27 protein-coding genes are annotated in these 25720 nt (G+C 62.9%); 14 read left to right on the top strand and 13 right to left on the bottom strand.

Going from position 1 to position 25720, the window contains the following annotated elements; all coding sequences use genetic code 11:
* The first annotated feature begins 90 nt into the window (after positions 1-90).
* Positions 91-531, top strand: coding sequence for a hypothetical protein (locus J4D99_RS14180; protein WP_208132382.1), 441 nt, complete (start codon positions 91-93; stop codon positions 529-531).
* 110 nt (positions 532-641) lie between these two features.
* Complete coding sequence (locus J4D99_RS14175; protein WP_208132381.1) at positions 642-938, top strand: hypothetical protein; 297 nt, start codon at positions 642-644, stop codon at positions 936-938.
* 23 nt (positions 939-961) lie between these two features.
* Here J4D99_RS14175 and J4D99_RS14170 read toward each other — a convergent pair whose 3' ends face one another.
* Entirely contained in the window at positions 962-1393 is a 432-nt protein-coding gene (locus J4D99_RS14170; protein ID WP_208132380.1) for a hypothetical protein, read from the bottom strand.
* A 102-nt stretch (positions 1394-1495) separates the two neighbouring features.
* Positions 1496-2437, bottom strand: a complete 942-nt coding sequence (locus tag J4D99_RS14165) for an MBL fold metallo-hydrolase (RefSeq protein ID WP_208132379.1) — start codon at positions 2435-2437, stop codon at positions 1496-1498.
* A gap of 171 nt (positions 2438-2608) precedes the next feature.
* On the opposite strand from J4D99_RS14165, the gene J4D99_RS14160 reads away from it, so the two are divergent.
* Positions 2609-6661, top strand: a complete 4053-nt coding sequence (locus J4D99_RS14160) for a DUF7948 domain-containing protein (RefSeq protein ID WP_208132378.1) — start codon at positions 2609-2611, stop codon at positions 6659-6661.
* 68 nt (positions 6662-6729) lie between these two features.
* Here J4D99_RS14160 and J4D99_RS14155 read toward each other — a convergent pair whose 3' ends face one another.
* Positions 6730-7077 (bottom strand): hypothetical protein, encoded by a 348-nt coding sequence (locus J4D99_RS14155; protein WP_208132377.1) that lies wholly within the window; start codon positions 7075-7077, stop codon positions 6730-6732.
* A 90-nt stretch (positions 7078-7167) separates the two neighbouring features.
* Between J4D99_RS14155 and J4D99_RS14150 the strand changes: the two genes are divergently transcribed.
* On the top strand, positions 7168-7788 hold the full coding sequence (locus tag J4D99_RS14150; protein WP_208132376.1) for a thioredoxin family protein: 621 nt from the start codon (positions 7168-7170) through the stop codon (positions 7786-7788).
* 4 nt (positions 7789-7792) lie between these two features.
* Here J4D99_RS14150 and J4D99_RS14145 read toward each other — a convergent pair whose 3' ends face one another.
* Positions 7793-8323 (bottom strand): GNAT family N-acetyltransferase, encoded by a 531-nt coding sequence (locus J4D99_RS14145; protein WP_208132375.1) that lies wholly within the window; start codon positions 8321-8323, stop codon positions 7793-7795.
* Positions 8324-8397: 74 nt separating this feature from the next.
* On the opposite strand from J4D99_RS14145, the gene J4D99_RS14140 reads away from it, so the two are divergent.
* Both J4D99_RS14140 and J4D99_RS14135 read left to right on the top strand, forming a co-directional pair.
* Positions 8398-9141: an SDR family oxidoreductase gene (locus tag J4D99_RS14140; protein WP_208132374.1), complete on the top strand. Its 744-nt coding sequence runs from the start codon at positions 8398-8400 to the stop codon at positions 9139-9141.
* Between the two features lie 153 nt (positions 9142-9294).
* Positions 9295-10407, top strand: a complete 1113-nt coding sequence (locus J4D99_RS14135) for a glycoside hydrolase family 43 protein (protein ID WP_208132373.1) — start codon at positions 9295-9297, stop codon at positions 10405-10407.
* Between the two features lie 74 nt (positions 10408-10481).
* On the opposite strand, the gene pncA is transcribed toward J4D99_RS14135, so the two are convergent.
* Both pncA and J4D99_RS14125 read right to left on the bottom strand, forming a co-directional pair.
* Positions 10482-11096: a bifunctional nicotinamidase/pyrazinamidase gene (pncA, locus tag J4D99_RS14130; protein ID WP_208132372.1), complete on the bottom strand. Its 615-nt coding sequence runs from the start codon at positions 11094-11096 to the stop codon at positions 10482-10484.
* A gap of 175 nt (positions 11097-11271) precedes the next feature.
* A complete protein-coding gene (locus J4D99_RS14125) occupies positions 11272-12774 on the bottom strand; it encodes a malate:quinone oxidoreductase (protein WP_208132371.1) in 1503 nt (500 codons plus the stop codon).
* A 132-nt stretch (positions 12775-12906) separates the two neighbouring features.
* Here J4D99_RS14125 and J4D99_RS14120 point away from each other — a divergent pair, with 132 nt between their 5' ends.
* Positions 12907-13350 carry a BLUF domain-containing protein gene (locus J4D99_RS14120; protein ID WP_208132370.1) on the top strand — a complete coding sequence of 148 codons (444 nt, stop codon included), beginning with the start codon at positions 12907-12909 and terminating at the stop codon, positions 13348-13350.
* On the opposite strand, the gene J4D99_RS14115 is transcribed toward J4D99_RS14120, so the two are convergent.
* Positions 13342-13869 (bottom strand): 2'-5' RNA ligase family protein, encoded by a 528-nt coding sequence (locus J4D99_RS14115; RefSeq protein WP_208132369.1) that lies wholly within the window; start codon positions 13867-13869, stop codon positions 13342-13344. The two genes, J4D99_RS14120 and J4D99_RS14115, sit on opposite strands and share 9 nt — an antisense overlap.
* Before the next feature lie 23 nt (positions 13870-13892).
* On the bottom strand, positions 13893-14540 hold the full coding sequence (locus tag J4D99_RS14110; RefSeq protein ID WP_208132368.1) for a CatB-related O-acetyltransferase: 648 nt from the start codon (positions 14538-14540) through the stop codon (positions 13893-13895).
* A gap of 110 nt (positions 14541-14650) precedes the next feature.
* Here J4D99_RS14110 and J4D99_RS14105 point away from each other — a divergent pair, with 110 nt between their 5' ends.
* Both J4D99_RS14105 and J4D99_RS14100 read left to right on the top strand, forming a co-directional pair.
* A complete protein-coding gene (locus J4D99_RS14105) occupies positions 14651-15778 on the top strand; it encodes a spore photoproduct lyase family protein (protein ID WP_236018663.1) in 1128 nt (375 codons plus the stop codon).
* Positions 15779-15816: 38 nt separating this feature from the next.
* Positions 15817-16359: a hypothetical protein gene (locus J4D99_RS14100; RefSeq protein WP_208132367.1), complete on the top strand. Its 543-nt coding sequence runs from the start codon at positions 15817-15819 to the stop codon at positions 16357-16359.
* Between the two features lie 23 nt (positions 16360-16382).
* On the opposite strand, the gene J4D99_RS14095 is transcribed toward J4D99_RS14100, so the two are convergent.
* Entirely contained in the window at positions 16383-16655 is a 273-nt protein-coding gene (locus tag J4D99_RS14095; protein WP_208132366.1) for a hypothetical protein, read from the bottom strand.
* A 72-nt stretch (positions 16656-16727) separates the two neighbouring features.
* Positions 16728-17651, bottom strand: a complete 924-nt coding sequence (locus J4D99_RS14090; protein WP_208132365.1) for an alpha/beta fold hydrolase — start codon at positions 17649-17651, stop codon at positions 16728-16730.
* A 254-nt stretch (positions 17652-17905) separates the two neighbouring features.
* Between J4D99_RS14090 and J4D99_RS14085 the strand changes: the two genes are divergently transcribed.
* The 5 genes from J4D99_RS14085 to J4D99_RS14065 all read left to right on the top strand — a co-directional run bounded on the left by J4D99_RS14085 (position 17906) and on the right by J4D99_RS14065 (position 21619).
* Positions 17906-18097, top strand: a complete 192-nt coding sequence (locus J4D99_RS14085) for a cold-shock protein (protein WP_208132364.1) — start codon at positions 17906-17908, stop codon at positions 18095-18097.
* Positions 18098-18223: 126 nt separating this feature from the next.
* Entirely contained in the window at positions 18224-19420 is a 1197-nt protein-coding gene (locus tag J4D99_RS14080) for an acetyltransferase domain-containing protein (protein ID WP_208132363.1), read from the top strand.
* Between the two features lie 109 nt (positions 19421-19529).
* Positions 19530-19760: a hypothetical protein gene (locus J4D99_RS14075; RefSeq protein WP_208132362.1), complete on the top strand. Its 231-nt coding sequence runs from the start codon at positions 19530-19532 to the stop codon at positions 19758-19760.
* Positions 19761-19831: 71 nt separating this feature from the next.
* Positions 19832-20644, top strand: coding sequence for a PhzF family phenazine biosynthesis protein (locus tag J4D99_RS14070; protein ID WP_208132361.1), 813 nt, complete (start codon positions 19832-19834; stop codon positions 20642-20644).
* Between the two features lie 255 nt (positions 20645-20899).
* Positions 20900-21619 (top strand): LytR/AlgR family response regulator transcription factor, encoded by a 720-nt coding sequence (locus J4D99_RS14065; protein WP_208132360.1) that lies wholly within the window; start codon positions 20900-20902, stop codon positions 21617-21619.
* A 27-nt stretch (positions 21620-21646) separates the two neighbouring features.
* Here J4D99_RS14065 and J4D99_RS14060 read toward each other — a convergent pair whose 3' ends face one another.
* From J4D99_RS14060 to J4D99_RS14050, 3 genes are all read right to left on the bottom strand, one after another.
* On the bottom strand, positions 21647-24244 hold the full coding sequence (locus J4D99_RS14060; RefSeq protein ID WP_208132359.1) for a PAS domain-containing hybrid sensor histidine kinase/response regulator: 2598 nt from the start codon (positions 24242-24244) through the stop codon (positions 21647-21649).
* Positions 24245-24391: 147 nt separating this feature from the next.
* Complete coding sequence (locus tag J4D99_RS14055; protein ID WP_208132358.1) at positions 24392-24859, bottom strand: peptidase associated/transthyretin-like domain-containing protein; 468 nt, start codon at positions 24857-24859, stop codon at positions 24392-24394.
* A gap of 259 nt (positions 24860-25118) precedes the next feature.
* Positions 25119-25550 carry a carboxypeptidase-like regulatory domain-containing protein gene (locus tag J4D99_RS14050; RefSeq protein ID WP_208132357.1) on the bottom strand — a complete coding sequence of 144 codons (432 nt, stop codon included), beginning with the start codon at positions 25548-25550 and terminating at the stop codon, positions 25119-25121.
* Positions 25551-25720 lie beyond the last annotated feature (170 nt).

Below are 25720 nucleotides of genomic sequence, written 5' to 3'. Positions count from 1 at the left end.
CCCCATAACATTAGAATCTTACTCCGCTCTTTTCCTTTACTGACCCAAATTAGGGGTCGTGTCTGAACATAGGATAAACTTTCTTTTCGTATGGACTCTTCCTCGCTCCCTTCGTCCTCTCCCGACCGCGGGTATGCCCCCGCAGCCCTACCCAGCTGCGAAGCTTTTGCAGTGAAAATTGGCTATATCTGGGTGATGGTACTAGCGCCGGTGTCGGGCTTCGTTATAGGCCTAGTGTGCCTCAGCGAAGGCTTCAGCGTGGGCCTTCTGGCCCTGGCGGTGGCCTTACTGGCGCTCGGCTATTTGGCGTGGCGCCAAGGCTACCGCGCGGTGCGGCTAGAGCTGCGGCCCGAAAGCCTGTATATCCAGCCTGTTGACTCCGGCCACCCGGCCAAAGAGCTGCCATTATCACGCATCGCTAACTATCTGCGCCCCAGGAGGCCTATTATCAAATACTTGAGCTACAACTGCACGGCGGTGGCCGGCTTCGCTTCGGCAAGCGCCTGCGCACGCCCCCGGCCGGCTTCCTGACCCTGGACGACTGGACCGAAGAACTGGTAAGCCGCTTGGAGCTGGCCCGACCTGTAGCAGTTGCCGCTACGGCTGGCAGCGTCTCAGGGGCGACTGGCTTAGCCAGCGGCTTGGCCGCTGACCGGCCCCGCATTTTTGCCCGCACCACCTTTGGCAAAATACTGGCTGGTCTGGCTATCGTATGGTTGCTATTGGCCCTGCTGGTGCTGCTCGACCCTTCGCAGCCGGGGCCTGGCGGCTGGGTCTTTCTGGTGCCGGGCCTCTATCTGGGCTATTACTTCCGCGCTCGGGGCTCGCTCAAAAATCTGAAAGTGGAAACCAAATTCCTCACCGGTGTTCAGGCCGAACGCGATAATTGGAAGGATAACGATTATGATAATAATAGCTGGCAAAGCAACGGCCTGTAAGGCTGCCGCTTATAGCGGTCTGTTTACTTCTTCGACGTAGGTCCGGCGCTGGTCGCTACCAGCTCATACACGCCCTTGTTGCCCGTCGGGTACCCCAGGAGGGTAATGCTGAGCCGGCGCGTGCGGGCGTCGTAGCGGTAGGTGCCCCGCTGCACATCGCTGCCTTTCAAGTCGGTAAAGCGAAATACGATGCTGTCGCCTTTCGTGGTGAACTTGCCGTGTTGGGTGAAAAAACGCGGGCCGCTATCGCCGAGCAGCAGGCTCAGGCGCTTGTCGTAGGTGCCATCGGCGCGCAGGGCCAGCGTGCCGCCCACGCCCGGCACTTGGGTCGGGGGCTCATCGGTAGTGCTGTCGTACACGGTGTAGGCCGTGTAAGTATACGTGGTGTAAAACGCCGCGGGCGGGCCAGGAGCGGGGCTTGGCAAGAGCAGGGCGGCCAGCAGGTAGCGGGTCATGAGCAAGGGCAAAAACAGGTAACAGGCGGGGCTAGCGAGCCAGCGAAACTATCGCCGGCCCGCTAGCCCCGCCTGTCAAAAATAGCGCCGAGTACCCGCCGGCTAGCTAACCGGGCGTTTGTAGCGCTTTACTTTTTTGCGGCGGCCGCCCACCACCAGCCAGGCCGCGCCGGCCAGCAGCAGGCTCACGCCAATGGCGGCGGCCTGCTTGGGCAGCTTGTCTTCGGGGGCCGGGGGCAGGTGCTCGACGCCGCTGGCGTCGGTGCGGGCCGGCTCGTGCAGGTAGCGGCCCTGCTTGGGCAGGTGGTAGTTGTCGGCCAGGTGGCGCAGACCCTCCGTGGCAGCCGGGCCCGTAATGACCGGGCCGTGCCCGCAGCCAATAGACACGGGCTCAAGGTCGGCTAATAGTTGCACCGACTGGAAGCACTTCTCCCAGTCGTAGTTGAAGGGCGCGCCGGCCACGCTGATTTTCGGAATACCCAGCAGCACGGCCGGAATAGACTCGTGGTCGGTGGTGGCAAAGGCATCGCCGCCAATGAGCGTGCGGTCGGCCTCGCGAAATAGCGCAATTTGGCCCGGCGCGTGGCCCGGCACATGCAGCCAGCGCCACTGCACCAGGTGCGGCGGGTGCTCATCATCGAGCGGCAAGGCTTCGGCTAGGTCTTCGAGGTTAGGTAATTGCGTCGGGAAAAACCGACTCATAAACGCCAGCGAGCCGCCCACCGTGGGGTCGCGCGGCGGGTACAGCGCCTTGCCCGTGATGTAGGGCAGCTCCAGCGGGTGCGCTATCACGGGCACGCCCCAGTGCTGGGCCAGCTCTTTGGCCGAGCCCAGGTGGTCGAGGTGGCCGTGGGTCAGGATGATGGCCTCGGGGTGCGTGCCGGGGTAAAAGAGCTCGTCGGCCGCCGCAATAATCTCTTTCTCCGAGCCCGGCAGGCCGGTGTCGATGAGCACCCACTCGCCGGGCGTGCCGGTTTCGACAAAATACGCATTCACAAAGCGCTTGATGCGCAACTGGTGTACGCCAGCAGCTACCTGGTCCATAAATAACGGGCAATAGTGAGGAAAAGGAAGGAGCTCAGGCATACGCAAAAGCGCCCGCCAGGGCTGGGTGCGCCGTCGAAAAAATGCCGTTGCAAATGGAGCCCTGATGAAGTAGGGCTGGTTGCGCTGGTATATTTGAAGGTCCTCTTATGCCTTTTCTGCAAAAAATAGATGCGAATACCTTTTACCCTACTGCTTTGCCTATTCTTTCAGGGTGGGCTAGCCCGGCTGCCGGCGTACCCGGCTAGCGTGCCCGCCGCCCAGCCTAGCCTGGAGTTTATTGAAAACAAGGGCCAGTGGCCGGCCCAGGTGCGCTACCGGGCCGCGCTGCCCGGCGGCGGCCAGCTCTTTGCCGAAGCCGATGGCCTGCGCCTGGCGCTGCTGGCCGACGGGGCGCTGGCCCATCCTGCCGACCACGAAGCCAGTGCCACTGGCCACCGTACCGCTAGCCCCCAGGCGGCTGCCGCCACGCCGGCTACCCCCAGCGGCGCCCTGCGCGCCCACGCCTTCGACCTGCGCTTTGTAGGCGCAGCCTCTGGCGCCCATCCGGTAGCGGCCGGCCGCACCGCCGAGCACCGCAATTTTATGCAGGGCCGCGACCCGGCGCACTGGGCGGCCGACGTGCGCAGCTACCGCACGCTGGCCTACCCGGAGCTGTGGCCGGGGGTGGGGGCGCGCTTCTACGAAAACGACCAGCAGCAGCTGGAGTATGACTTTACGGTGGCGCCCGGGGCCGACCCGGCGGCCATCGGGCTGCGCCACCCCGGTGCCACGGTCAGCCTCGATGCGCTCGGCAACCTGGTGCTGGCCACCAGCGTGGGCACCGTGCGCGAGCTGGCTCCGCAGGCCTGGCAGCTCGATGCGGCCGGCACGCGCCGGCCGGTGGCCTGCCGCTACGAGCTGGGGGCGGGCGGCACCGTGCGCTTTGCGCTGGGCGAGTATAACCGGGCCCTGCCCCTGACCATCGACCCCACGGTGGTATTTGCCACCTACACCGGCTCGGTGGCCAACAACTGGGGCTTCACGGCTACTTACGATGCGGCGGGCAACCTCTACTCGGGGGGCATCGCCTTCAGCCTGGGCTACCCGGCTAGCCCGGGCGCCTACCAAACCACGTTTGCGGGCATCATCGACATGGCGCTCATCAAGTACGACGTGACCCGCTCGGGGCCGGCCGCGCGGGCCTGGGCCACCTACCTGGGCGGCAGCCAGGCCGATTTTCCGCACAGCCTCGTGACCAATGCGCAGGGCGAGCTGCTGGTGCTGGGCAGCACTGGCTCGGCCGATTTTCCGACCACGGCCGGGGCGGTGCAGCGCACCTTTGGTGGCGGGCCAGCCGCCGACCCTTTTGGCGATGCTTTTCAAAGCACTCTCTACCAAGTCAATGGCGCCGATATTGTGGTGTGCCGGCTATCGGCCACGGGCGCGGCCCTGCAAGCCAGCACCTACCTCGGCGGCTCGGACAACGACGGCCTGCTGCCGCTCAACCCAAATACGGCGGCCCCGCAGCTGGCTCATAACTACGGCGACCCGTTTCGGGGTGATATTCTGGTGGATGCGGCCAACAATGTGTATATCGCCTCCAGCACCTCATCGCGCAATTTTCCGCTAGGCCGCGGCTTTCAGAACACCTACCGCGGCGGCACTTCCGACGGGGTAGTGTGCAAGCTGAACGCCGGCCTCACGGCGCTGCTGTGGGGCAGCTACCTGGGCGGCAGTGCCTCCGATGCGGCCTACTCGCTGCAGCTGGAGCCTAGCAGCGGCGACGTGTACGTGGCGGGCGGCACGCTCAGCCCGGACCTGCCCGCCACTGCCGGCGCGCTCAATCCTGGCGCGAAGGGTGGAGTCGATGGCTTTGCGGCGCGCATTGCGGCTAGCGGCACCAGCCTGCTGCGCACTACCTACTTGGGCACCAGCGCCTACGACCAAGCCTTTTTTTTGCAGCTTGGCGGCGATGGCGGGGTGTATCTATTTGGCCAAACGCTGGGCGACTACCCCACCACCGCCGGCCTATATAAGAGTGCGAATGGGCGGCAGTTTATTCATAAGCTCGACGCTGACCTGACGCGCACCCAGCTGGCCACGGTGTTTGGCAGTGGGCGCCTGGTGACGGATATCGTGCCCACCGCCTTCTTGGTAGACCGCTGCGACCGAGTGTACGTGTGCGGCTGGGGCGGCCGCAATAATGCCAGCGGCAGCGGCTCGTCCTACCTCTTCGCCAACCTGGGCGGCTCTACCGCGGGCCTGCCCACCACGCCCTACGCCGTGCAGTCGCAGACCGATGGCGCCGACTTCTACCTAGCGCAGTTCTCGGCGGGGCTGACGACGCTTAGCTATGGCACCTTCTTCGGGGGCAATGAGACCGAGCACGTCGATGGCGGCACCTCACGCTTCGACCCGCGCGGCGTGGTGTACCAGGCCGTCTGCGCCTGCTTTACCGGCCAGGGCTTCCCCATCCCCATGGGGGCCAATTACTACACATCCAGCTCGGGCAGCCCTGGCACCTGCAACAACGCCGCCTTTGTGCTCGATTTTCAGCCCGACCTGGCTTATGTAGGCCCGCCCCAAACCGTGTGCACCAACGGGCCCTCGCCACTAGTGGGCACCCCCGCCGGGGGCGTGTGGACGGGCCCTAGCGTTAGCGGTAGCCCCGCGCTAGGGTACGTTTTTACGCCGCCCGGCCCCGGTACCTACGCCCTCACCTACACCGTGACCACCGGCCAGTGCGTGAGCTCGGCTACCCGCCAGGTAACGGCCGTGGCGCCGCTGCCCGTCAGTATCGGGGCGGGGCTGCTGGGCACGTATTGCACCACCAATAACGCACTGCTGCCTCAGGTGCCGCTGGTGGGCACGCCGGCCGGCGGCACGTTTAGCGGCCAGGGCGTTGTGCTGGCGGCCAATGGCACCGACCAGGTATTTGACCCCAACCTTGTATACGCTGGCAGCACCACCATTACCTACACCTATGCGATAGGTTGCCCCGGCACCGCCACCCGGCAGGTGCAGGTAATCAGGGCCAATGCCGATGCCGACCAAACGGTGTGCGTGGGCTACTCGCCGGTGGCCCTGGTAGGCTACCCGGTGGGCGGCACCTGGAGTGGGCGGGGAGTGTCGGGCTCGGTGGCAGCCGGCTTCGTATTCACGCCTACGGCGGCCCTGGCTGGCACCGTCAGCCTCACTTACACGCGCCCGGCGCCCGACAACTCCTGCGCCGCTACCGACGAGCGCCGCATTACCGTAATTGACGCCGCCAATCTGGTGCTCACGCCGTTGCCCAGCCCGCTGTGCGTGGCCACTACTACCCGCTACCCACTCACGGCTAGCCTGCCGGGCGGCTACTGGTCGGGCCGGGGCGTGACCCAGGGCACCAGCGGCGACTACTACTTTGTGCCGGCCCTGGCGGGCGTGGGCACGTCTACCTTGGTCTACTCGGCCGGGATAAATACCCCGTGCCCCACGCAGAAATTTTTGTACGTCACGGTTATCTCGACGCTGGTAGCGGTGGCCCCGGCCGATACCCTGCTGTGCCCCGGCACCACGGCGGCCTTTCGGCTGCAGGGGGCTAGCCCCATGGGTGGCACCTGGGTGGGCCCGGGCGTGAGCGGCAACACCACAGCCGGCTTTTTCTTTACGCCGCCGGTAGGCTTTGCGGGCACAGCGGCGCTCAGCTACACCGTGGCGAGCGGTGGCTGCACGGCCACCACCACGCGCCGCGTAGCTGTGGTGCCAATGCCCAGCCTCCGGCCCTCCTGGGTGCCGCTAGCCTGCGCCGAAGACCGACAGGTGCCGCTTATCGTGCGCTTTACTGATGCGGGCGGCAACGCGGCCACCACCTGGGATTTTGGTGATGGTAGCCCCACCGCCACGGGGGCCGTGGTGCAGCACACCTACCAGCAGGCCGGCCATTACCAACCGCGCGTGCGCCTGCGCTACCTCAATACCCAGTGCGAAACCACCGCTCCGCTAGCCTCCATTGAGGTGATAAACCAGGCTATTCCCAATATCATTACCCCCAACGGCGACAAGCAAAACCAGTATTTTGAGCTGCCGCCGAGCTGCGCGCCGCAGCTCCAGCTCTTCACCCGCTGGGGCCAGCGCGTGTACGAAACGGCCGTGTATCACAACGACTGGGACGCCACCGGCCACCCCGCTGGCATGTACTACTACCTGCTCACGTACCCGGATGGCCGCCACGTAAAAGGCTGGCTGGAAGTAGTGAAATAGCCTTTACTAGGGCAAAGAGGCAATATAATAAGCCGACTGACCGGGGCCAGGGCCCTAGCGTGGCTCGCTTACTTTACCGGGCGCGTTACGACCTGACCGGTGGCCTTATCGACCTCGAAGGCCGCCTTATTGGGCATGCGCTTGGCCCAATCGGTGCGCGGCACCAGCACCTGCCAGTGGGCGTCTACATCGATGATGCTGGCCGAGTCGGGCACGTAGAGCGCGGCATTGGGCTGGTTTTGGAGGTAGCGCGCCACGGCCGCGCGGGCGGCTTCGGGCGTAGAAGCAGAGGTGGCCGGGGGCATGGAGATTTCGCTGGGTTGGGCCGCCGCCGGGGCAGTAGTAGCGGGTGCGCTAGCCGATTGGCAAGCGGCCAGTCCGGCCAGCAGCGCGGCGGGGAAGAATCTGTTGAGCATGCAGCAAAGCTAGAAAAATGTTCAGTTTAACGCCGGGATGCAGCCATTTGAGGCGCTCGGCTGTTGTAGCGGTATTCTCCCTTACATACTATGCTTCCTACTACTTCCACGCCGGTTATCAGTGCCGAGCGCCTGGCTGCAGCCTATTCATACCACGCTTACCGCCAGCTGATTGACAACTTGCTGGCCCAGGGCAAAACCACCGGCCCGCAGCAGTCGGAAGAATTGCTAGCCTACGCCAAGCTCAACGAGCAGCGCATGACCCGCCTCGACAAAACGGTGAAGCTGCAGCCCGAGCTGGCTGCCGCCGTATCCAGCCTACAGGGCCACTACATCGGGCTGATAATCACTGAAGGCTGGTGTGGTGATGCCGCCCAAACGGTGCCCGTAATGGAAGCCCTCGCCCAGGCCAGTGCCGGCCACCTGCGCACCGCCTACGTGCTGCGCGACGATAACCTCGACCTCACCGACCAGTACCTCACCAACGGCAGCCGCTCCATTCCCAAGCTGGTGCTGCTGCGTGCCGATACCCTCACCGAGGTAACGCACTGGGGGCCGCGCCCCGCCGAAGCCCAGGCGCTCATCCTCAGGCTGAAAGCCGAAGGCATGGCGCACGACGACTTTATCCGCGAACTGCACGCCTGGTATGCCCACGACCACACCCAGGCCACCCAGCGCGAGCTACTAGCCCTGGTGCAGCAGCTCGATTAAGCAGTTAACCATTAGCAATTGCTTTTTCAAGCGCTAGCAAGGTGAGTGGCTGGCGCGGCCGCCCAAAGCGTGTGGTAGCCGGAAAGGGCTCGCTGGCACCGGTGCGGCGGTAGCCCTGGCGCTCGTACCAGGCCAGCAGCTCGGGGCGCAGCTCCAGCACGCTCATTTGGATGCTGGCGCAGCCTAGCTGGCGGGCGTGGGCTTCGGCGGCCCCTAGCAGCTGGCGGCCCAGGCCGTGGGCCTGGGCCTCGGGAGCCACGGCCAGCATACTGAGGTAAAGATACTTGCCTTGGTTCTCAAGATACACGCACCCGGCTAGCTGGCCGCTTAGTTCGGCTTTGAGCAGCACCGCGGCGGGCGCGGCCAGCATCGTGCGCAGGGTTTCTTCGTCAACGCGCGGGCCGTCGAGCAGGTGGCCCTCGGTGGTCCAGCCGGCCTGGCTGGCCTCGCTGCGGTAGGCGCGGTTGATGAGGTCGGCCAGGGCCGGCGCGTCGGCCGCCGTAGCTGGGCTGAAAGTAGGAGCGGGAGTTTCCACGCCGCAAAGGTAGCCGACGGGCCTAGCCGGCCGGGCCGGTTTTGCGTAGGCTTTCCCGTCTCATTTTTCTTGTCATGAATCTCTCGAATAACACCATTTTGCTCACGGGCGGCGCCACCGGCATTGGGCTGGCGCTGGCCCAGCGCTTTGCCCAGGCGGGCAGCCAGGTTATCATCTGCGGGCGGCGGGCCGACAAGCTGCAGGAAGCCCGGCAACGGGTACCCGGTCTGCACTTCTACGAGTGCGACCTGGCCCAGGCCGCCAGCCGCGCCGAGCTTGCCAGCCGCGTGGTAGCCGACTTTCCGGCCTTGAACGTGCTCGTTAATAACGCCGGCATTCAAAACCGCTTCCAGCTGGCCGACCTGCCCGCCGACCTAGCCGCCTGGGAGCAGCAGCGCCAGGAAATCGCCATCAACCTGGAGGCCCCCATTCACCTGGCGGCCCTGCTGCTGCCCCACCTGCGCCAGCAGCGCGAGCCCGTCATTATCAACGTGTCGTCGGGGCTGGCGTTTGCCCCAATGGCCGCCGCGCCCATCTACAGCGCCACCAAGGCGGCGCTGCACTCGTTTACCCTATCGCTGCGCCGCCAGCTGGCCGATACGGGAGTGCGCGTGCTCGAAATCGTGCCGCCCGGCGTCAACACCGACCTCGGGGGCCCGGGCCTGCATACCTGGGCCGTGCCCGTCGATGACTTTGCCGACAGCATTGTGGCGCGCCTGGCCGCCGGCGAGGAAGAGGTGGGCTACGGCACCTCAGAAAGCATTCGCCAGGGCTCGCGGGCTGATATTGATGCCCGCTTTAAGCAGATGAATGGCTAGGGATTGGCTGTGTGAGAAAAGCAAGGGAGGCTTCTTGGGCACCGCCTGGGAAGCGCACCAGCTGGCCCGCGCCCTATCCAAACGAAACCGATAGTTGACGCAAAAAACTGCGCGCTAGCTTGCGCCTCCACCACTTAATCATCTCTTTTGAAGATGCTGCGTACCCTCGCTTCTCACCGGGCGGCCTTGCTGCTGGCCGCCCCGCTAGCCCTGGCTGCCTGCCAAAGCCAGCCCACCCAAACCGCCGACCAGCCGGCCGCCGGTGCCACCGCCCCGGCCCACACTACCGGCGGCAAGCCCAAGTACCTGACCCAGCCGCTCCTCAGCAGCATTTACACTGCCGACCCCTCGGCACACGTCTTCAACGGCAAGATTTACATCTACCCCTCGCACGACATCGAGGCGGGCATTCCGGAAAACGACAAAGGCGACCACTTCGCCATGCGCGACTACCACATCTTGTCGATGGATAGCATCGGCGGCAAGGTCACCGACCACGGCGTGGCCCTCGACCTCAAAGACATTCCGTGGGCCGGCCGCCAGCTGTGGGCGCCCGACGCAGCGTTTAAAAACGGCACTTACTACCTGTATTTTCCGGTAAAGGATAAGCAGGACGTATTCCGCATGGGCGTGGCCACCAGCTCGTCGCCCACTGGCCCGTTCAAGGCCGATGCTACGCCCATTGCGGGTAGCTATAGCATTGACCCGGCCGTATTTACTGATACTGACGGCAAGGCGTACATGTACTTTGGCGGCCTCTGGGGCGGCCAGCTTCAGCGCTGGCAAACCGGGAAGTACGACGCCAATGCCCCCGAGAAAAAGCCCGATGGCAACGAGCCCGCCATTGGCCCGCGCGTGGCCCAGCTCAGCGCCGACATGAAGCACTTTGCCGGCCCGGTGCAGGAAATCAAACTCGTGGACGAAGCCGGCAAGCCCTTGCTGGCCAGCGATACCAAGCGGCGCTTCTTTGAGGGCGGCTGGCTGCACAAGTACCAGGGCAAGTACTACTTCTCGTACTCGACCGGCGACACCCACCTGCTGGTATACGCCGTGAGCAACTCGCCCACGGGCCCCTTTACCTACAAGGGCGTGATTATGAACCCCGTGCAGGGCTGGACCACCCACCACTCCATCGTCGAGTTTAAGGGCAAGTGGTACATCTTCTACCACGACACCCAACTCAGCGGCAAAACCTGGCTGCGCAACGTGAAAGTGACCGAGCTGAAGCGCAACCCCGACGGCAGCATCGTCACGATTAATCCGTAATCGACACGAAACGAAAAAAGACCGTCCTGCTTCGACAAGCGAAGCAGGACGGTCTTTTTTCGTTTCGTGTCGGCCTAGCTCGCCAGCACCTCGCTAGCCTGTACAAAGCACACGCCCTGCGCCAGCAGGTCGGCCTTGGCGGCGGCGATGCTTTCGGCCGAAATGCCCCGGCTGGCGTCTTCAATGACAGCCACCTCAAAGCCCTCGCTGCGCGCGTCCTTAGCCGAGAAGTACACGCAGTAATCGGTGGCTAGCCCCGCCACATACACTTGCGTGATGCCCCGCGCCCGCAAGTAACCCGTGAGGCCGGTAGCGCGGCGGTGCCCGTTGTCAAAAAACGCGCTGTAGCTATCCAATTCAGGGTCAGTGCCCTTGCGGAAGATAGCTTCTACACGGGCGAGGCTGAGGCTAGGGTGCAGCTGCGCGCCGGGCGAGCCCTGCACACAGTGGTCGGGCCAGAGGCGCTGCGGCAAGCCCTGCCACTCAATTTCTGAGAACAGCTCCTGGCCGGGGTGGGTGCTGGCGAAGCTGCGGTGCCCAGCCGGGTGCCAGTCCTGGGTAGCTACTACCAGGTCGAAGCGCGATTGCAAGTCGTTGAGCAGCGGTAAGATGGTATCGCCTTCAGCTACGGCCAGCGAGCCGCCGGGCAAGAAGTCGAGCTGAAAATCGATGAGCAGCAGGCAGGTCATAAGGTATACGGATAAGAGAGACCAAAATCGCCTGTCCTTGCGAGCGCAGCGCGGCAATCTTTCCTTGTCGCTCGCTTCGTTGGGTTAGTGACCCTAGTGAAAAGGAAAGATTGCCGCGCTGCGCTCGCAAGGATAAGCGATTAAAATGGCTTTAGCCAGGTTGACTACTAGTGAGTTAAGCCAGCTTGAGCACCTCGGCCGAATGTGCCCGCACCTGCTGCGTAAGCGCCGCATTATCGGCCAGCGACTGGCCAAACGACGGCACCAGCCGGTGCAGCGTGGCCTGCCACTCGGGCGAGGCCGCGTGCTCGGGGAAGCAGCGCTGCACCAGGTCGAGCATAATGCTTACGGCCGTGCTCGCCCCCGGCGAGGCCCCTAGCAGCGCCGCGATGGAGCCATCGGCCGAGGTAACTACCTCGGTGCCAAACTCCAGCACGCCGCCCTTCTTTTTGTCTTTCTTGATAACCTGCACGCGCTGGCCTGCCACTTCGAGCTGCCAGTCTTCGGGCCGGGCCTCGGGGTAATATTCGCGCAGGGCCGCGATGCGCTGCTCGGGCGTTTGGAGCACCTGCCCGATGAGGTACTTGGTGAGCGGAATATTGCGGGCACCAGCATAGAGCAGCGGCCGGATGTTGCCCAATTCAATAGAGCGGAACAGGTCAGTGTACGAGCCGCGCTTCAAAAACTTGGTGCTGAAGCCGGCGTAGGGGCCAAACAGCAGCTCCTGGCGGCCGTTTATCTGGCGCGTGTCGAGGTGCGGCACCGACATGGGCGGCGAGCCCACGGCGGCCTTGCCGTACACCTTGGCATCGTGCTGGGCAATGACCTCAGGCCGGGTGCACTTCAGCCACTGCCCGCTCACCGGGAAGCCGCCAAAGCCGTTGGCTTCGGGGATGCCCGACTTTTCGAGCAGCGTGAGAGAGCCCCCGCCCGCCCCGATAAATACGAACCGCGTGTACACCTTGCGGCTTTTGCCGGTGGCCAGGTCGCGGATTTTGACGCGCCAGAGGTTGCCTTCCTTGCGGCGGATATCCTCGATTTCCTGCCCTAGCTCAAACGAAACGCCCGGCTGCTGGCGCAGGTTGTCGAACAGCGCGCGGGTGAGGGCGCCGAAATTGACGTCGGTGCCGATGGCCATGCGCGTGGCCGCCACAGGCTGGCTTGGGTCGCGGCCTTCCATTACCAGCGGTATCCAGCGGGCAATCTCGGCCGGGTCGGTGCTGAATTCCATGCCCTTAAACAGCGGCGAGCCCAGCATGGCCTCGTAGCGCTTGCGCAGGTACTCCACGTTGGCCTCGCCCCACACAAAGCTCATGTGCGGAATGCTGTGGATAAAAAAATGTGGGTCGGGTAGTTTGTCTTCTTCTACTAGGCTGGCCCAGAGCTGCTTGCTGAGCTCAAACTGCTCGGCGATTTTATCGGCCTTTGAGATGTCAACGCTGCCATCGGGGCGCTGGGGCGTGTAGTTAAGCTCGCAAAAAGCTGAGTGACCCGTGCCGGCGTTGTTCCAGGCGTCGGAGCTTTCGGCGGCCACCGCGTCGAGGCGCTCATACACGGCAATGGTGAGGCTGGGGTCGAGCTCTTTGAGCAGCACCCCTAGCGTAGCGCTCATGATACCCGCGCCAATGAGCACAATATCAGCAATCAGCGGCTTGGCGGGAGGAGTTTTTAAATCCATAAGAAGAGAAGGAAATAGCGCAGGTTAAAGTAATTTTGCTGGCGCAAACAGCTGCGCCTTAGCGGCCACAAAGAAACTAACCAGCAAAAACTGCCCAATAGGGTGTAAAAAGCGCTGAGGCGTTGAGTAAGAATGGAAAGTGAACCAGGAGGGTGTTACAGCATTGTCTACATCAGTCAGGCCACTGCCGATTTTGAGGAAGCCGATTTGGTGCAACTGCTAAAGCAGGCGCGGGGTTTCAACGAGCGGGCTAATATCACGGGCGTACTACTCTACGGGGGGGGGCGGTTTGTGCAAGTGCTGGAGGGTTGCCCGGTGGCAGTGCGCCGGCTGTTTGCCCGCATCGAGACCGACCCGCGCCACGGGCTACTCGAAAAACTGGCCGACGGCCCGGTGGCGCGGCGCGAGTATAAAGAGTGGTATATGGGCTTTGCGCCCCGGCCCACGGTGGCCGATTGGCAGCGGCTGCCCGGCTACCTCACGCCGCCCCAACTCGTGCTGGCGGGCCTGGGCACCACCACCCAGTCGCTACTCAGCGAATTCTTGGCCGCCAGCACCGAGGCCGTTCTACTTTGACGCAGAGGCCGGCCCAAATGGAAATACCCGCCGCTGCTCCCAGGGTCCCCCGCGGTAGGCCCACAGCGCTAGCCCGGTGCCCTGAGCCGTAAAGGGTTGAAAGCCTGCCTCCAACTCGGCGAGCAGCGCCCGGGCCACGGCCGGGTCTACCTTGTTTTGCACGGTGATGTGCGGGCGCAGGCCTTGCTGGTCTTGGGCCGAAAGCCAAGGCTGCCACTGCTGCTGGAGGCGCCGGTGCAGGGCCGGCAGCTCGGGGTTGGCCAGCGTATACATCACGCCGCGGCCCATGAACCTAAGCCCGGTTACGGCGAGCGGCAGCGGCGCAGACTGGCTAGCCACTACGCTAGCAAGCTGCTCACTAATAGACGCTTCCTCATCGCCCGGCAAGGCATGAAATAGTGTGAGGTGGGCGCTGAGGTAGTTGATTTTGGGCGGAAAATACTTCTGGCGCTGAGTGTCAAAAAAAGCTTGGCTAGCGGCGTCGAGCGTAAGCGTGAGGATAAGGGGCGCGTTGGTCATGCGGGGCTATACGCAAAGCCGGGCTAGGTTGCCTGCTCCAGCGCATCGAGGTCGAGCCCGCAAATAGCCTGCTGGTGGCGCGTGATTTTGGCGGCGTCCCAGTGCCACCAGGCCACGGCCAGCAGCCGGGCCACGGTGGCTTTGTCGAAGCGCATGCGTACCACCTGGGCCGGGTTGCCGGCCACGATGGCATAGTCGGGCACGTCGCGCGTCACCACGGCCCGGGTGGCCACAATGGCGCCATTGCCCACGCGCACGCCGGGCATCAGCAGCGCATCGTGGCCAAGCCACACGTCATTTCCCACCACCAGGTCGCCCTTATTCGGAAACGTGGCCGGGTCGAAAGCATTTGCCCAGCCCTGCCCGAATACCGGAAACGGGTAGGTGGTAAATAGGTCGGTGCGGTGGTTGCCGCCGTTCATCACAAACTTCACCCCCGAGGCAATCTGGCAGAAGCGCCCAATACGCAGCCGGTCACCGATAAACGGAAAGTGGTAGAGCACATTGCGCTCAAAGTTGCGCACGTCGTCAAAGTCGTCGTAGTAGGTGTAGTCGCCTACCTCGATAAGTGGGTTAGTGATAATATTCTTCAGAAAAACCAGCCGCTCATGGCCGCCCACTGGGTGGCGCGTATGGGGCGAAGGGCCGGCTAGGGTAGGAGACTCGGGCATGAGGAAAAAAGTGGCCGCAGCGCCGTAAGTGCCTGCTGCTGAGGGTAGAAAATCAGATGCAAAAATGCGCCAAAATGACCCATTCTGGGCCATTTGACGTTGGGTACCTAATGCAGACCGACCTCTTTTTGCCCGTTCTCAACACCTCCGAAGTAGCCCGGCCGCTAGCCCCCGTAGAGGCCGCCGCCCCGCGCACGCATGGCGCTAAGCTGTGGCTGCCACAGCGCGTGCTTTTCACGCCTGATGCTTTGCAGGAGGACTACGGCCAGCAAATCCTGGCCCGCGCCGAGGCTCTCAACCTCGACATTGAGCTGCTGAAAAGCAACCGCCTTACCGGCCTGCGGGGCCCCGACGAGCGCGCCACCTACCGCGCCGCCAAAACCACCCTAGCGGTGGTAAACGCCCCGGCTGGCGCGCTGCGCTTGCAGCCCACGCCACCCTCGGCCGACTACCAGCTCAACCTGGCCGAAGGCTGCCCAGCCCACTGCCAGTATTGCTACCTCGCGGGCAGCCTCAGCGGCCCGCCCGTGGTGTGCGCCTTTGCCAACCTGCCCAAGCTACTGACCAATACGCAGCTATACGAGCGCGCCGACCGCCCCGTGAGCTTCGAGGCGAGCTGCTACACCGACGTGCTGGGTATTGAGCACCTCACCGGCGCGCTGGCCGAAACGGTGAAGTACTTTGCTGGCCGGGAAGGCGGGCGCCTGCGCTTCGTGAGCAAATACGACCACGTAGAGAGCCTGCTTGGCTTGCCGCACAACGGCCACACCCGTGCCCGCGCCTCGCTCAATGCCGAGCCCCTGGCCCGGCAGCTCGAAGGTGGCACGGCTAGCATCGAGGCCCGCATTCAGGCGCTGCGGCGGCTAGCCCTGCCGGTGGCTCAGGGTGGGGGCGGCTACCCGGTAGGGGTGGTGCTGGCGCCCATAATGCCCCTGCCCGACTGGCAGCGGCACTACGGCGAGCTGCTTGACCGCCTGCAAGCGGCCTTCGATTTCGACTGCGACCTCACCGTCGAGTTCATCACGCACCGCTTCACGCCCGGCTCGAAGGAGGTGCTGCTAGGCTGGTACCCCAACACGAGCCTCGACCTGGAGGAGAGCACCCGCGCCGTGAAGCGCAACAAGTTTGGCGGCCTCAAGTACGTCTACGACCTGCCGACTATGAAAGAGCTCAAGGCGTGGTTTACCAGCGAGTGGCAGCGGTGTTTCCCCAATGCGCCGGTGCAGTACTGGACGTAGGCGAGTAGTTTTATGCTTTACCCATTGAAAGTGAAGCAATGACGACTGCCCAGTTTTGGAAGCAACAAGAGTTCAGCTATTTGGTAACGTTCTCTTTCAATCGCGGGCCGAAGCTTGATGCGTTAAGAGGCGCGGCAAAAGAACTGTTTCAGCAAACTAGAAGCTCGTTATTAACAGCTAAGACGCAACAACTACCAGCGTTGCGCGAGCAGCTACGTTTGCTGGAAAGGACGCATAACCTCGACTTGTTAACGCTTACGCCAGGGCCCGCAGCTTTCCATGTAACTGCCTCGCCCATCAGTAAACTGGAGAATAACGTGGAAGCCATTCAAAAAATCGCATCCATCTTACAAAGGTCAGTAATCCAACAGTACCACTGGATGTGCGGGCCTGTCTACCGTGATGCCCTGGCATTTTATAATGTGCAAAACGAGCTCACGAACGTGCTAAACATTTGCTTTAGCTGCGACCAGATGGTAACGGCAGGTGGTCAGCAGATTGAGGCTGACGCCAGCACATACAAGGCTTTACGGGCTTGTCTAGTGCAGCTAGGTCATCCTATTGCGGAAGAAGAACGGTAAGCGTTGGTAGTATTAATTGAGCTTCAGCACCCGCACCGATAATCGGGATAATCCCCGTAGCCCGGCGCGGGGGTGTCGTCGATGCGGATGATGTGGTCGAGGCGAACTTCCTCGCCCGAGGCTAGCAGGGCGTATTCAATATGTTCGCGGGTAACAAAGGTTTTGAACGTGGCCGGGCCTTGGCAGAGCTGACGCAAGTCGTTGAAGTATTGCAGGTACACCTGCTTCTTGCGGGTGGCCAGGGCCTCGAGCTCGTCATAAAAGCCGCAGTCAATAGGTTTATAATCAGTAGCCATAATAGATAAGATGGATAGGCCCGCGGCAGGCGCACTACCGCGGCTTGAGGTGAAAAGCGAAGGCAAGAAGGGCTAGCCGCGCGCGGTGCGCTGGCGCAGCAGTAGCCACGCAGCCCCCGCTGCTAACGCTGCTACCCCAGCCACCACCACACGGGGCACTGCCTTAGGGGGCGGGGCGGGCAGGGACACCTTAGTATCGGGGAAGGGCTGGCCACTAGTGGCAGCTAGTATCAAGCGGCTGGTTTCGGCGGGCTGGTCCCACTGCGGGAAATGCCCACAGTGGTCAAACCAGTAGAGTTGGGCGTCGGGAAACTTAGCTAGGGCCCGCTCGGCCTGGCCGGGCAGGCACACCTTATCCTGGCGGCCCCAGCCAATGACCAGCGGCGCCTGAATAGCACCACGCGGGGCACCCTGTTGCACCTCGCCGTAAGCTAGGTTGTAGAGCAGCTCGTCAAACGACGGGGCGTGCGCAAAGCTGCGCATTTCATCGAGCGCCGCGCGGGCCGGAATGCGCCAAGGGTGGGCCGAAAACTGCGCAAACAGCATGGTGCGCGTCACGGGGTTGTCCATTAGTAGAGGCATCACCGGCTGCAAGGCCCGCACCAGCTTAGTGGAGAGGGCCACGCTGTGGTAAAAGACTGGAATTTCCCAGCCCTGCCAAAACCCGCCGGGGTCGAGCGAAACCACCGCCCCTAGCACCCCGCCGCGCCGGGCCAGCTCGAGCACCAGCCGCGCGCCCATAGAGCTGCCCACGGCATCGATGCCCAGCAGGTTGTGCTGGCGCAAAAAGTCCGTAAGCGCGTCGGCTAGGGTGCTGATAGTGACCGGGCCTGCTAGCGGCGGCGTGTCGCCAAAGCCCGGCAAGTCTACGGCAATCACCTCGCGCTCGCGGGCTAGCTCGTCCAAAATAGTTTGCCACGAGCGCCAGCTGCCCCCAATGCCGTGTACTAGCAGCAGCAGCGGGCCAGTGCCCCGCCGAATGAAATTCATTTCCATAAAGATGACGGTATAAAGTCGTTTTGCCCAGCCAGCGCGGCCACCACCAGCTCTACGCAAAACAGACCTGTGCTGCTAAACGAAGGCAGTAAAAACAGCTCAAATTACTTGTGGCAGGCCCACGCAGCATTTTTGCCGTACCTTTAGGCCATAAAAGGCAAATCGCCCCGTTTCAGTACCATTACGCAGCCTGCGGGCTGCATAGTCAGATAGGTTCGCTGCTGCTTGCTTTATCACCCTTTTTTCCTAGCATCATGCAGACAGGAACCGTAAAATTCTTCAACGAAACCAAAGGCTTCGGCTTCATCAAAGTAGACAGCACCGGCGAGGACGTATTCGTCCACGTAACCGACCTCGTAAACGAGATTCGTGAAAACGACAAAGTGCAGTTTGAGGTAGCTCAGGGCAAAAAAGGCCCGAACGCCGTGAAAGTATCGCTGGTGTAACGCCTGGCGCTTTAAGAAGAAAAGCCCTGCTGGTACGCCAGTAGGGCTTTTTTGTGCACGATAGTTTTTGTTTGTACAAGTGCCTCCTGGCAGTACATTGGCGGTGTTTACCAGCCGCTTATCTACATGAACCAGACTGCCACTCCTACACTCGCTAGCCCGGCCGCTACGGGCCGAGCTGCCACGGCGCGCGTGCCCATTATCGATGTAGTGCGGGGCCTGGCTATGGTCATTATGGCCATCGACCACATTCGGGAGTTTTGGTGCCCCACGCCCATGCGGCCCGAAGATGTGGCCCAGGCCCCCGCCGCGCTGTTCCTGACGCGGTGGGTCACGCATTTCTGCGCCCCGACGTTTGTGTTTCTGGCCGGCGCGAGCGTGTTCTTGTATCAGCAGAAGCGGGCTAGTCGGGGCCAGGTCAGCCGCTTTTTGCTCACGCGCGGGCTCTGGCTGGTGGTGCTTGAGCTGGTGGTTATCAATTTCATTCTGCAGTGGGGCTACCCGATGCTGGTGCTGGAAGTAATCTGGGCGCTGGGCTGCAGCATGGTGCTGCTGGCGGGTGCCATCTGGCTGCCGCGCTGGCTGCTGGCTGGCCTGGCGCTAGCCATTATTATGGGCCAGCACCTGCTGCCCCTCGTGCAGCCCGTAACGGGGGCCAGGCTGCCGTGGGCCCTGCTCTACGATAGTCCGTTTCTGTTTGCCACGCAGCCCGTGCCCGTGCTGGCGGCTTACACTATCCTACCCTGGGCAGCCGTGATGGCGCTCGGCTACGTGGCAGGGCCGTGGTTTAAGGCGGAGGCGCCGCTGCGTGCACGCTGGCTGCGCCTGGCCGGCGGGGCCGCGCTGGTTTTCTTTATTGCGGTGCGCGCTACCAACCTCTACGGCGACCCTAGCCGCTGGAGCGAGCAGGCGCGTGGGGCCGGCTACACCCTGCTCTCGTTTCTGAACGTCACCAAGTACCCGCCGTCGCTACTGTTTCTGAGTCTCACGCTGGGCGGGGCGCTGGTGCTGCTCTCGCTGGCCGGGCGCCTGCCGGGCCGGCTTGGCCAATGGCTGAGCATCTACGGGCGGGTGCCGCTTTTTTACTTCGTGCTGCACTTTTGCCTGATAAGCGGCGGGGCATATGTATGGACGCGGCTAGCCTTCGGGCAGGCCATTAACCTATCGTTTGCCTCGGTAAAGGACTGGCCTGCTGCCTATCACCCCAGCCTGCTACGGCTGTATACAGTGTGGGTGGCCGTGCTGCTGCTCACGTACTGGCCCTGCCGCTGGTACCAGGGATACAAGCAGCGGCACACCTACTGGTGGCTGTCATATTTGTAATGCAAGGGAGCAGGCGGCGATACTGCCTCTTGCTGACCAAGGCTACGCTAGCCCGGCGCTGGTGAGGATACGTAGTAAGCCCTCTGCTTAAATCTGATTTTACTTACCAATGAGTGATTTTTTGCGCGCCCTAAACTCCTACACCTTCACCGTAGCGGTAAACGCTACCTTGCGCGACGGTGGGTTTGCCATTACTGCGCCCGGCTTGGCCGGTAAAACCATCGTTACATCGGCCGCCGTGACCCAGCAAATTCTGGATTCACCCGATTTTGATGCTTTGCTGGGCGGCGACCGGGTAGGCCGCATCCTGGAAATCGTGCTGGCGCAGGCGGCCCGGTAGCCAGGACAGGCTGTGCCTTGCATCTTTGCGGCCCGGCCGGCACCCTAGCCCCGCCGCCGGCTTTTGTTCTCATGACCATTCCCATCTACCAGGTCGATGCCTTTGCCCGCCGGCCCTTCACTGGCAATCCGGCCGCCGTGTGCCCCCTCGATGCGTGGCTGCCCGATGCCACTATGCAGCTGATAGCGGCCGAAAACAACCTGGCCGAAACGGCCTTCTTTGTTCCGTTGCAGGGCGAGGAGGCCGATTTTCACCTGCGTTGGTTTACGCCCACGTTCGAAATTGACCTCTGCGGCCACGCCACGCTGGCCAGCGCCCACGTCCTTTGGAACGAGCGCGGCTATGCCAAATCTGAAATTACATTCCAGAGCAAAAGCGGCCTGCTGAAAGTGCGCCGCGAGGCCGATGGCAAACTCGTGCTCGACTTCCCGAGCCGGCCGCCGCGCCCGCTGGCCCTGGCCGAGCACCCCGAAGTGCTACTGCGCTCGCTAGGGCCCGGGGCCGCTACGCCCCTGGCCGTGCTGGCCTCGCGCGACCTGGTGGTCGAGTTTGCCCACGCCGACGAGGTGCTGGCCCTCAATCCCGACTTTGCCGCGCTAATTGACCTGGGCTATATTGGGCTGATAGCCACTGCGCCCGGCACCAACGGCGTCGATTTTGTATCGCGCTTTTTTGCGCCCGAGGTGGGCGTGCCCGAAGACCCCGTTACGGGTTCGGCGCACAGTACGCTCATTCCATTTTGGGCCGAAAAGCTCGGCAAAACCGACTTGTTTGCCCGGCAGGAGTCGGCGCGGGGTGGCGAGCTGTGGTGCCGCCTGCGCGGCGACCGTGTCGATATCGGTGGCTACGCCGTGACATTTTTGCGCGGCGACGTGCAGCTATAATGCAAGCTAGCTACTAACGAGAGTTGCTTGTTGGGGTAATGCGCTGTGTGTAAATAGAATGCGTTTGCGCGCTAGGCCTATTGCTACGCGTAATGAGTGCCCGAAGCTATACTTTTCACCGGCCTCGGCGCTTGATTTCGCCAGGTGTTTGGGCTGGGCCAGCCGGCTTATAAGCTCGGGCGCTAGTAGCTTGCAGCGGTATGCGTCAGGGCCTGGGCCTGGCGCGTACCGCCATTATCTCGCCTTTTCCACGCGATGCCCACTACTGCCCGCCTCACCTGCATCATCGTTGACGATAACGAAATCAACCGCCTCACACTCGAGCACCTCGTAGACCTCACGCCCGAGCTTGAGCTGGTGGCCTCACTGCCGGGCGGGCTCGAAACGCTGACATTTTTTCGGGGCGGCGGGCACTGCGACCTCATCTTGCTCGATGTGGAGATGCCCACGCTCACGGGCCTTGAGCTGGCCAAGCTCCTGCCCAAGCCCACCCCAGCCATTGTGCTGGTGACCACGCACCGCGATTTTGCCGTAGCTGCCTTCGAGCTACAAGCGGTTGACTATCTGGTGAAGCCGGTAGAGTTTGTGCGCTTTAGCCAGGCTATTAGCAAGGTGCTGGCCCAGCGCCCGGCCGCACCTCCGGTGGTGAAGGCCGCCGAGTCGCCCGCCGACCTGTTTGTGAAAGTGGGAACCAAGACTATCAAAATCAATTTCGACGACGTGCTCTATATAGAGGCCCTCTCGACGTATTCGGTGATAGTGACCACAACCCAAAAGCACATCGTTTACCTCACGCTCAAGGCGCTGATTGAGCGCCTGCCCTTTGCCCACTTTGTGCGGGTGCACCGCTCTTACATCGTGAATATGCGGCGCATCGAGGCCATAGAGGATAATATGCTCAAGCTAGGCCCCTACGAGATACCGGTAGGCAAGTCGTATCACGAAGAGTTTTCCCGCCACTTGCGGAGCCTGTAGAAACAGTGCGCAGTGAACAGTTCTTGCTCACTGCGCACTGGCTTTTAGCTCCTGCGGCAGGGCGGCCAGGGCGCGTTTTACCTGGCTGGCCAGGTGCGCTGCAGCGGCGGGCAGCTGGGGCAGGTCGGTGGCGGCTTCGAGCTGCTGCACGGCATCGGCCACGCCGGGCACGCCCACCGATTCGAGGCTGGGCTTGATGTGGTGCGTGATTTTGGCAACCTCTTCCCAATGCCCGGCGGCCGTAGCGGCGTGGAGCTGGGCCAAGCTCTCGGGTATATTGCGCAGGAAGGAGTTGATAATCTTAACGACAAACTCTTCGCGGCCCCGCGCCAGGGTGCGTAGCTTGCTCAGGTCGTAGGCTTGCGCCGGCGCCGACAGCTGCTGCACTAGGGTGCGGTACACCTCTTCTTCCTCAAAGGGCTTGGCTAGGGTAGCGTTCATACCGGCGGCCAGGTAGCGGTCGCGGTCGGCCCGGAAGGCATTGGCCGTTAGCGCCACAATGGGCAGGCCCGCCCGCGCCGGGTCGGGCAGGGCCCGGATGGCCGCCGTGGCATCGAGCCCGTTGAGGCCGGGCAGCTGAATATCCATGAGCACTACGTCGTAGGGCTGGGGCGCGTCGCGCACGCGCTCCACGCCCGCCCGGCCATCTTCGGCCTCGTCTACTACGGCCCCCCAGCCCTCGAATAGCAGGCGGGCCACGGTACGGTTTATCTCGTTGTCCTCTACTACCAGCAAGCGGCGGCCGCGCAGCGCGCCGGTATCATAGGCATCGAGGGCGTGAACGGGCGCGGGCGCGGCGGCCTTGGGTAGGGTGAGCACAAAGGCAAACGTGCTGCCCTGGCCTACCTCGCTGCTGAGCGTGAGCAGCCCCCCTAGCTGCTCGACCAGCGCCCGCGAGATGCTCAGGCCCAGGCCGGTGCCGCCAAAGCGCCGGGTGGTGTCGGAGTATGCCTGGGTAAAGCCCTCAAAAATAAGCTCTTGCTTGTCGGGCGCGATGCCGATGCCGCTGTCTTCTACCGTAAAGCGCACCGTGAGCGTAGTAGCCGTTTCGGAAAGCTGCTCGCCGATGACTACCACCCGCCCGCCGGGCTCGGTAAACTTGATAGCGTTGGCTACCAAGTTGATAAGTATCTGGTTGAGGCGGTGGGGGTCGCCGAGCACCCAGGGGTGGGCGCAGGTGGTGCGCAGCGGCGTGCCGGCAAAGTGAATACCCTTTTCCTTGGCCTGGTTCACGAGCGGGCGCAGTGCCTCGCCCATCGAGTCGCAGAGGTTGAAGGCCACGGCCTCAAGCTCCAGTTTGCCCGAGCTGATTTTGGCCATGTCGAGCACGTCGTTGATAACGTGCAGCAGGTGCTGCCCCGCGTGCCGGATGGTGTGCACAAACTCCTGCTGCCGGGCGTCGAGGGCCGTTTTGCCGAGCTGGCTAGCCATGCCCAGCACCCCATTGAGGGGCGTGCGGATTTCGTGGCTGATGTTGGCCAGAAAATTCTCGCGGGCCTGCACGGCGGCTTCAGCGGCCGTTTTGGCGCGGCGCAGCGCCTGCTCGGCCAATACCCGCTCGGTAATATCCTGCCCGTAGCCGATAATGTAGGGCGGCTGGCCATCTTCGCGCACCAAGTGGTTGTCGTAGAGTAGGTAGCGCCCGCCCGGCAGCGCCATGGTGCCCCGTTGGCTGCCGGAAGTGTCAAAGCCGTGTAAGTAATCGGCTACGCCACTTTGGAAGTCGGGGGCTACCAGCTCGTGCAGGTTGGTGCCCGGCAATACCTCCAGCGGACGGCCCAGCAGCTCGGCCGCCGCCGGGTTGGCCGTGAGGATATTGCCCGCCAGGTCGTGGGTGCAGATAAGCGCCTGCGAGCGCATCATCAGGTCGCGGTACTGCTTTTCGCGCTGGGTCAGGGCCTCCGTCGCCAGCTTCTCGTCGGTAATGTCGCTGCTGAGCACCAGCACCTGCCGGGTGCCATCGGGCCGCACTAGCAGGCGCTTGATGGTGCAGAAGTGGCGCACCTCGCCCGAGGGCAGCGTAGTAGTAGTTTCGCGGGTCGACTGCTCACCGGTGGCCAGCACCTGGGCATCGGTGCGCAGGTACTCTTCCCATTCGGTGGCCTGGCGGGGCGTGGGGGAGGGGGGAGCAGCGGGGTCGAAGTAGCCCATGCGGTGCCGCAGCTGCATGGTGGCGCGGTTTTCAAACACCAGCTGCTGCTGGGCATTGCGCACAAAAATGAGGTCAGGCGTGGCGTCCAGTATTTCGCTCAGCAGGTTTTGCTGCTCGGCTAGCTGGCGCTCGGCCTGCACGCGGGCGGTGGTTTCGGCCAGGTACAGCGTCACGCTGCCTTCGGGCGGTACGATGGTAGCCTTTTGCAGCAAAAAATAGCGCTGGCCCACCTGAATAATAGGCGCCAGGTCGCCCTGAGCCTGATGCACGCTGGCCCGCAGCTGCTGCCGCACCCACACTTGCTCGGCCCGGCTCAGGCCATCGCGCAGGGCCAGGGCGGCGTGGTTGGCATATAGCTGGCGGCCGTTGGCATCGAGCCGCACAATCGGATTAGGGTTTTGCGCTGATAAGCTGGCCAGCGCGCGCAGCTCGGCGACGTCGGTGGAGCTAACCTGGGCAGGGGGCAAAGACATAAGGCGAGGTGTAAAACTAAAATAGCAGTAAGTAAATACTATTCGTAGGGTAGGACGGCGCAATTGCCCAGCTATTTTACACACCAAAAGCCCCTTCTGCCGCGCAGAAAAGGCTTTTTGTTGAAAAAGCTGCAGGTAATGAGTTCGTTATCTTCCTAAGATGATGTGCACTGGCTGTGCCGTATGGCCATCGAGGGCAACCCGGGTGCTGCCAAACCCAACATACTCGGCCTGCAGGCTCAGGGCAGTGTGGGCCGGCACTTGCAGTTGAAAAGCTCCCTGCGCATTGGTTACGGCAATCTGGCGCACGTTGGTAGTCGGGAAAACGCAAACGCCCGGGCAGGGCTGCCCATCAGCCCCGAGCACGAGGCCCGCCAGGCAAAACAGGCGCGTATCGGGCAGGTCAATGGCCGCAGGAGCCGGGCTAGCGGGGGCAGGCACCGCGGCCTGAGGCCGCTTAAATAAGGGCCTGGCAGCGGGGCGCATGGCAGCACGGCGGGCTTGCGGCCGGGCCGCTTTGGTGGCGGCGGGGTGCGTGCGGGCCGCCTGGGCCGGCGCGCCTAGCAAGCAGAGGCAGGCAAGCGAAGCAACAAAATAGGAGCGAAGGCTTAGCATTAGAAGAGCGACGTACGAAATAAATAATGAGCAGCAGGCGGCAGGGTAGTGATTCAAAAATAGCGTAGGGCCTTAAAGAAGTACCAGGCCCTATGTGAATGGTCCAGTTTTCTGGCCGAACAAGCCCGGCCGACCGGCCAACTTATAGTAGCTTATCAGGCCCACCTAGCCGGTAGCCGCAGCCCCTGGCGCATAAAAAAGCCCTCTTACCAAAGCGGAAAGAGGGCCTACGAGGGGTAGTGCTAGGGCAAGCCGCCGACTATTTGCCGAGCGTGATGTGTAGGAGCTCGGCGCTGGGCACGGGCACTTCTACCCGGCTGCTGCCCTCGCCAAAGTACTCGATGCGCAGTGCTACGGGTGCCCCGGCCGGCACTGCCAGCGCAAAAGCGCCTTGCGCGTCGGTTACTACAAGCTGGCGTGGTGCCCCGGCAGGGTACACGCTAGCCCCTGCGCAGGGCCGGCCATCGGGCGCGAGCACGATACCGCGGAGCTTCACGGTTTGGGGGGCGGCCGGGCTGCTGGCTGGCTCGCTCAGCACTGGGGTTACTGCGGGTGCTGGCGCAACGGGCTGCCGGCTAGCGGCCGGAGCAGCGAGCTTGCCCTTGCCGGCAGTCGCCGGCTGGCGCTTAGTCACCGGATGCGTGTCGGTAGCCGGGGCAGCGGCGGCCGAACCAGCCAAAAGCAGCGCCAAAAAGCCCGCAACGCAAGCGCGGGATAAAAGAAGCGTAGAAAGTGAAGGCATAACAGAGCGAATAGAAGCGGAAGGCGCCAAGCAAGTTGAATAAAAAGCAGAAAAACTTGACCTGTACAAATGTACAGCAGGTCGTGCTAGGCTTCTACGCGATTCTGTGAATGTGGTTA

Source organism: Hymenobacter sp. BT559, assembly GCF_017571525.1.
In the GTDB taxonomy this organism is placed as follows: Bacteria; Bacteroidota; Bacteroidia; order Cytophagales; family Hymenobacteraceae; genus Hymenobacter; species Hymenobacter ginsengisoli.
Note: the sequence above shows the minus strand (reverse complement) of the source record. Positions and strands in the feature narration are given on the sequence as shown.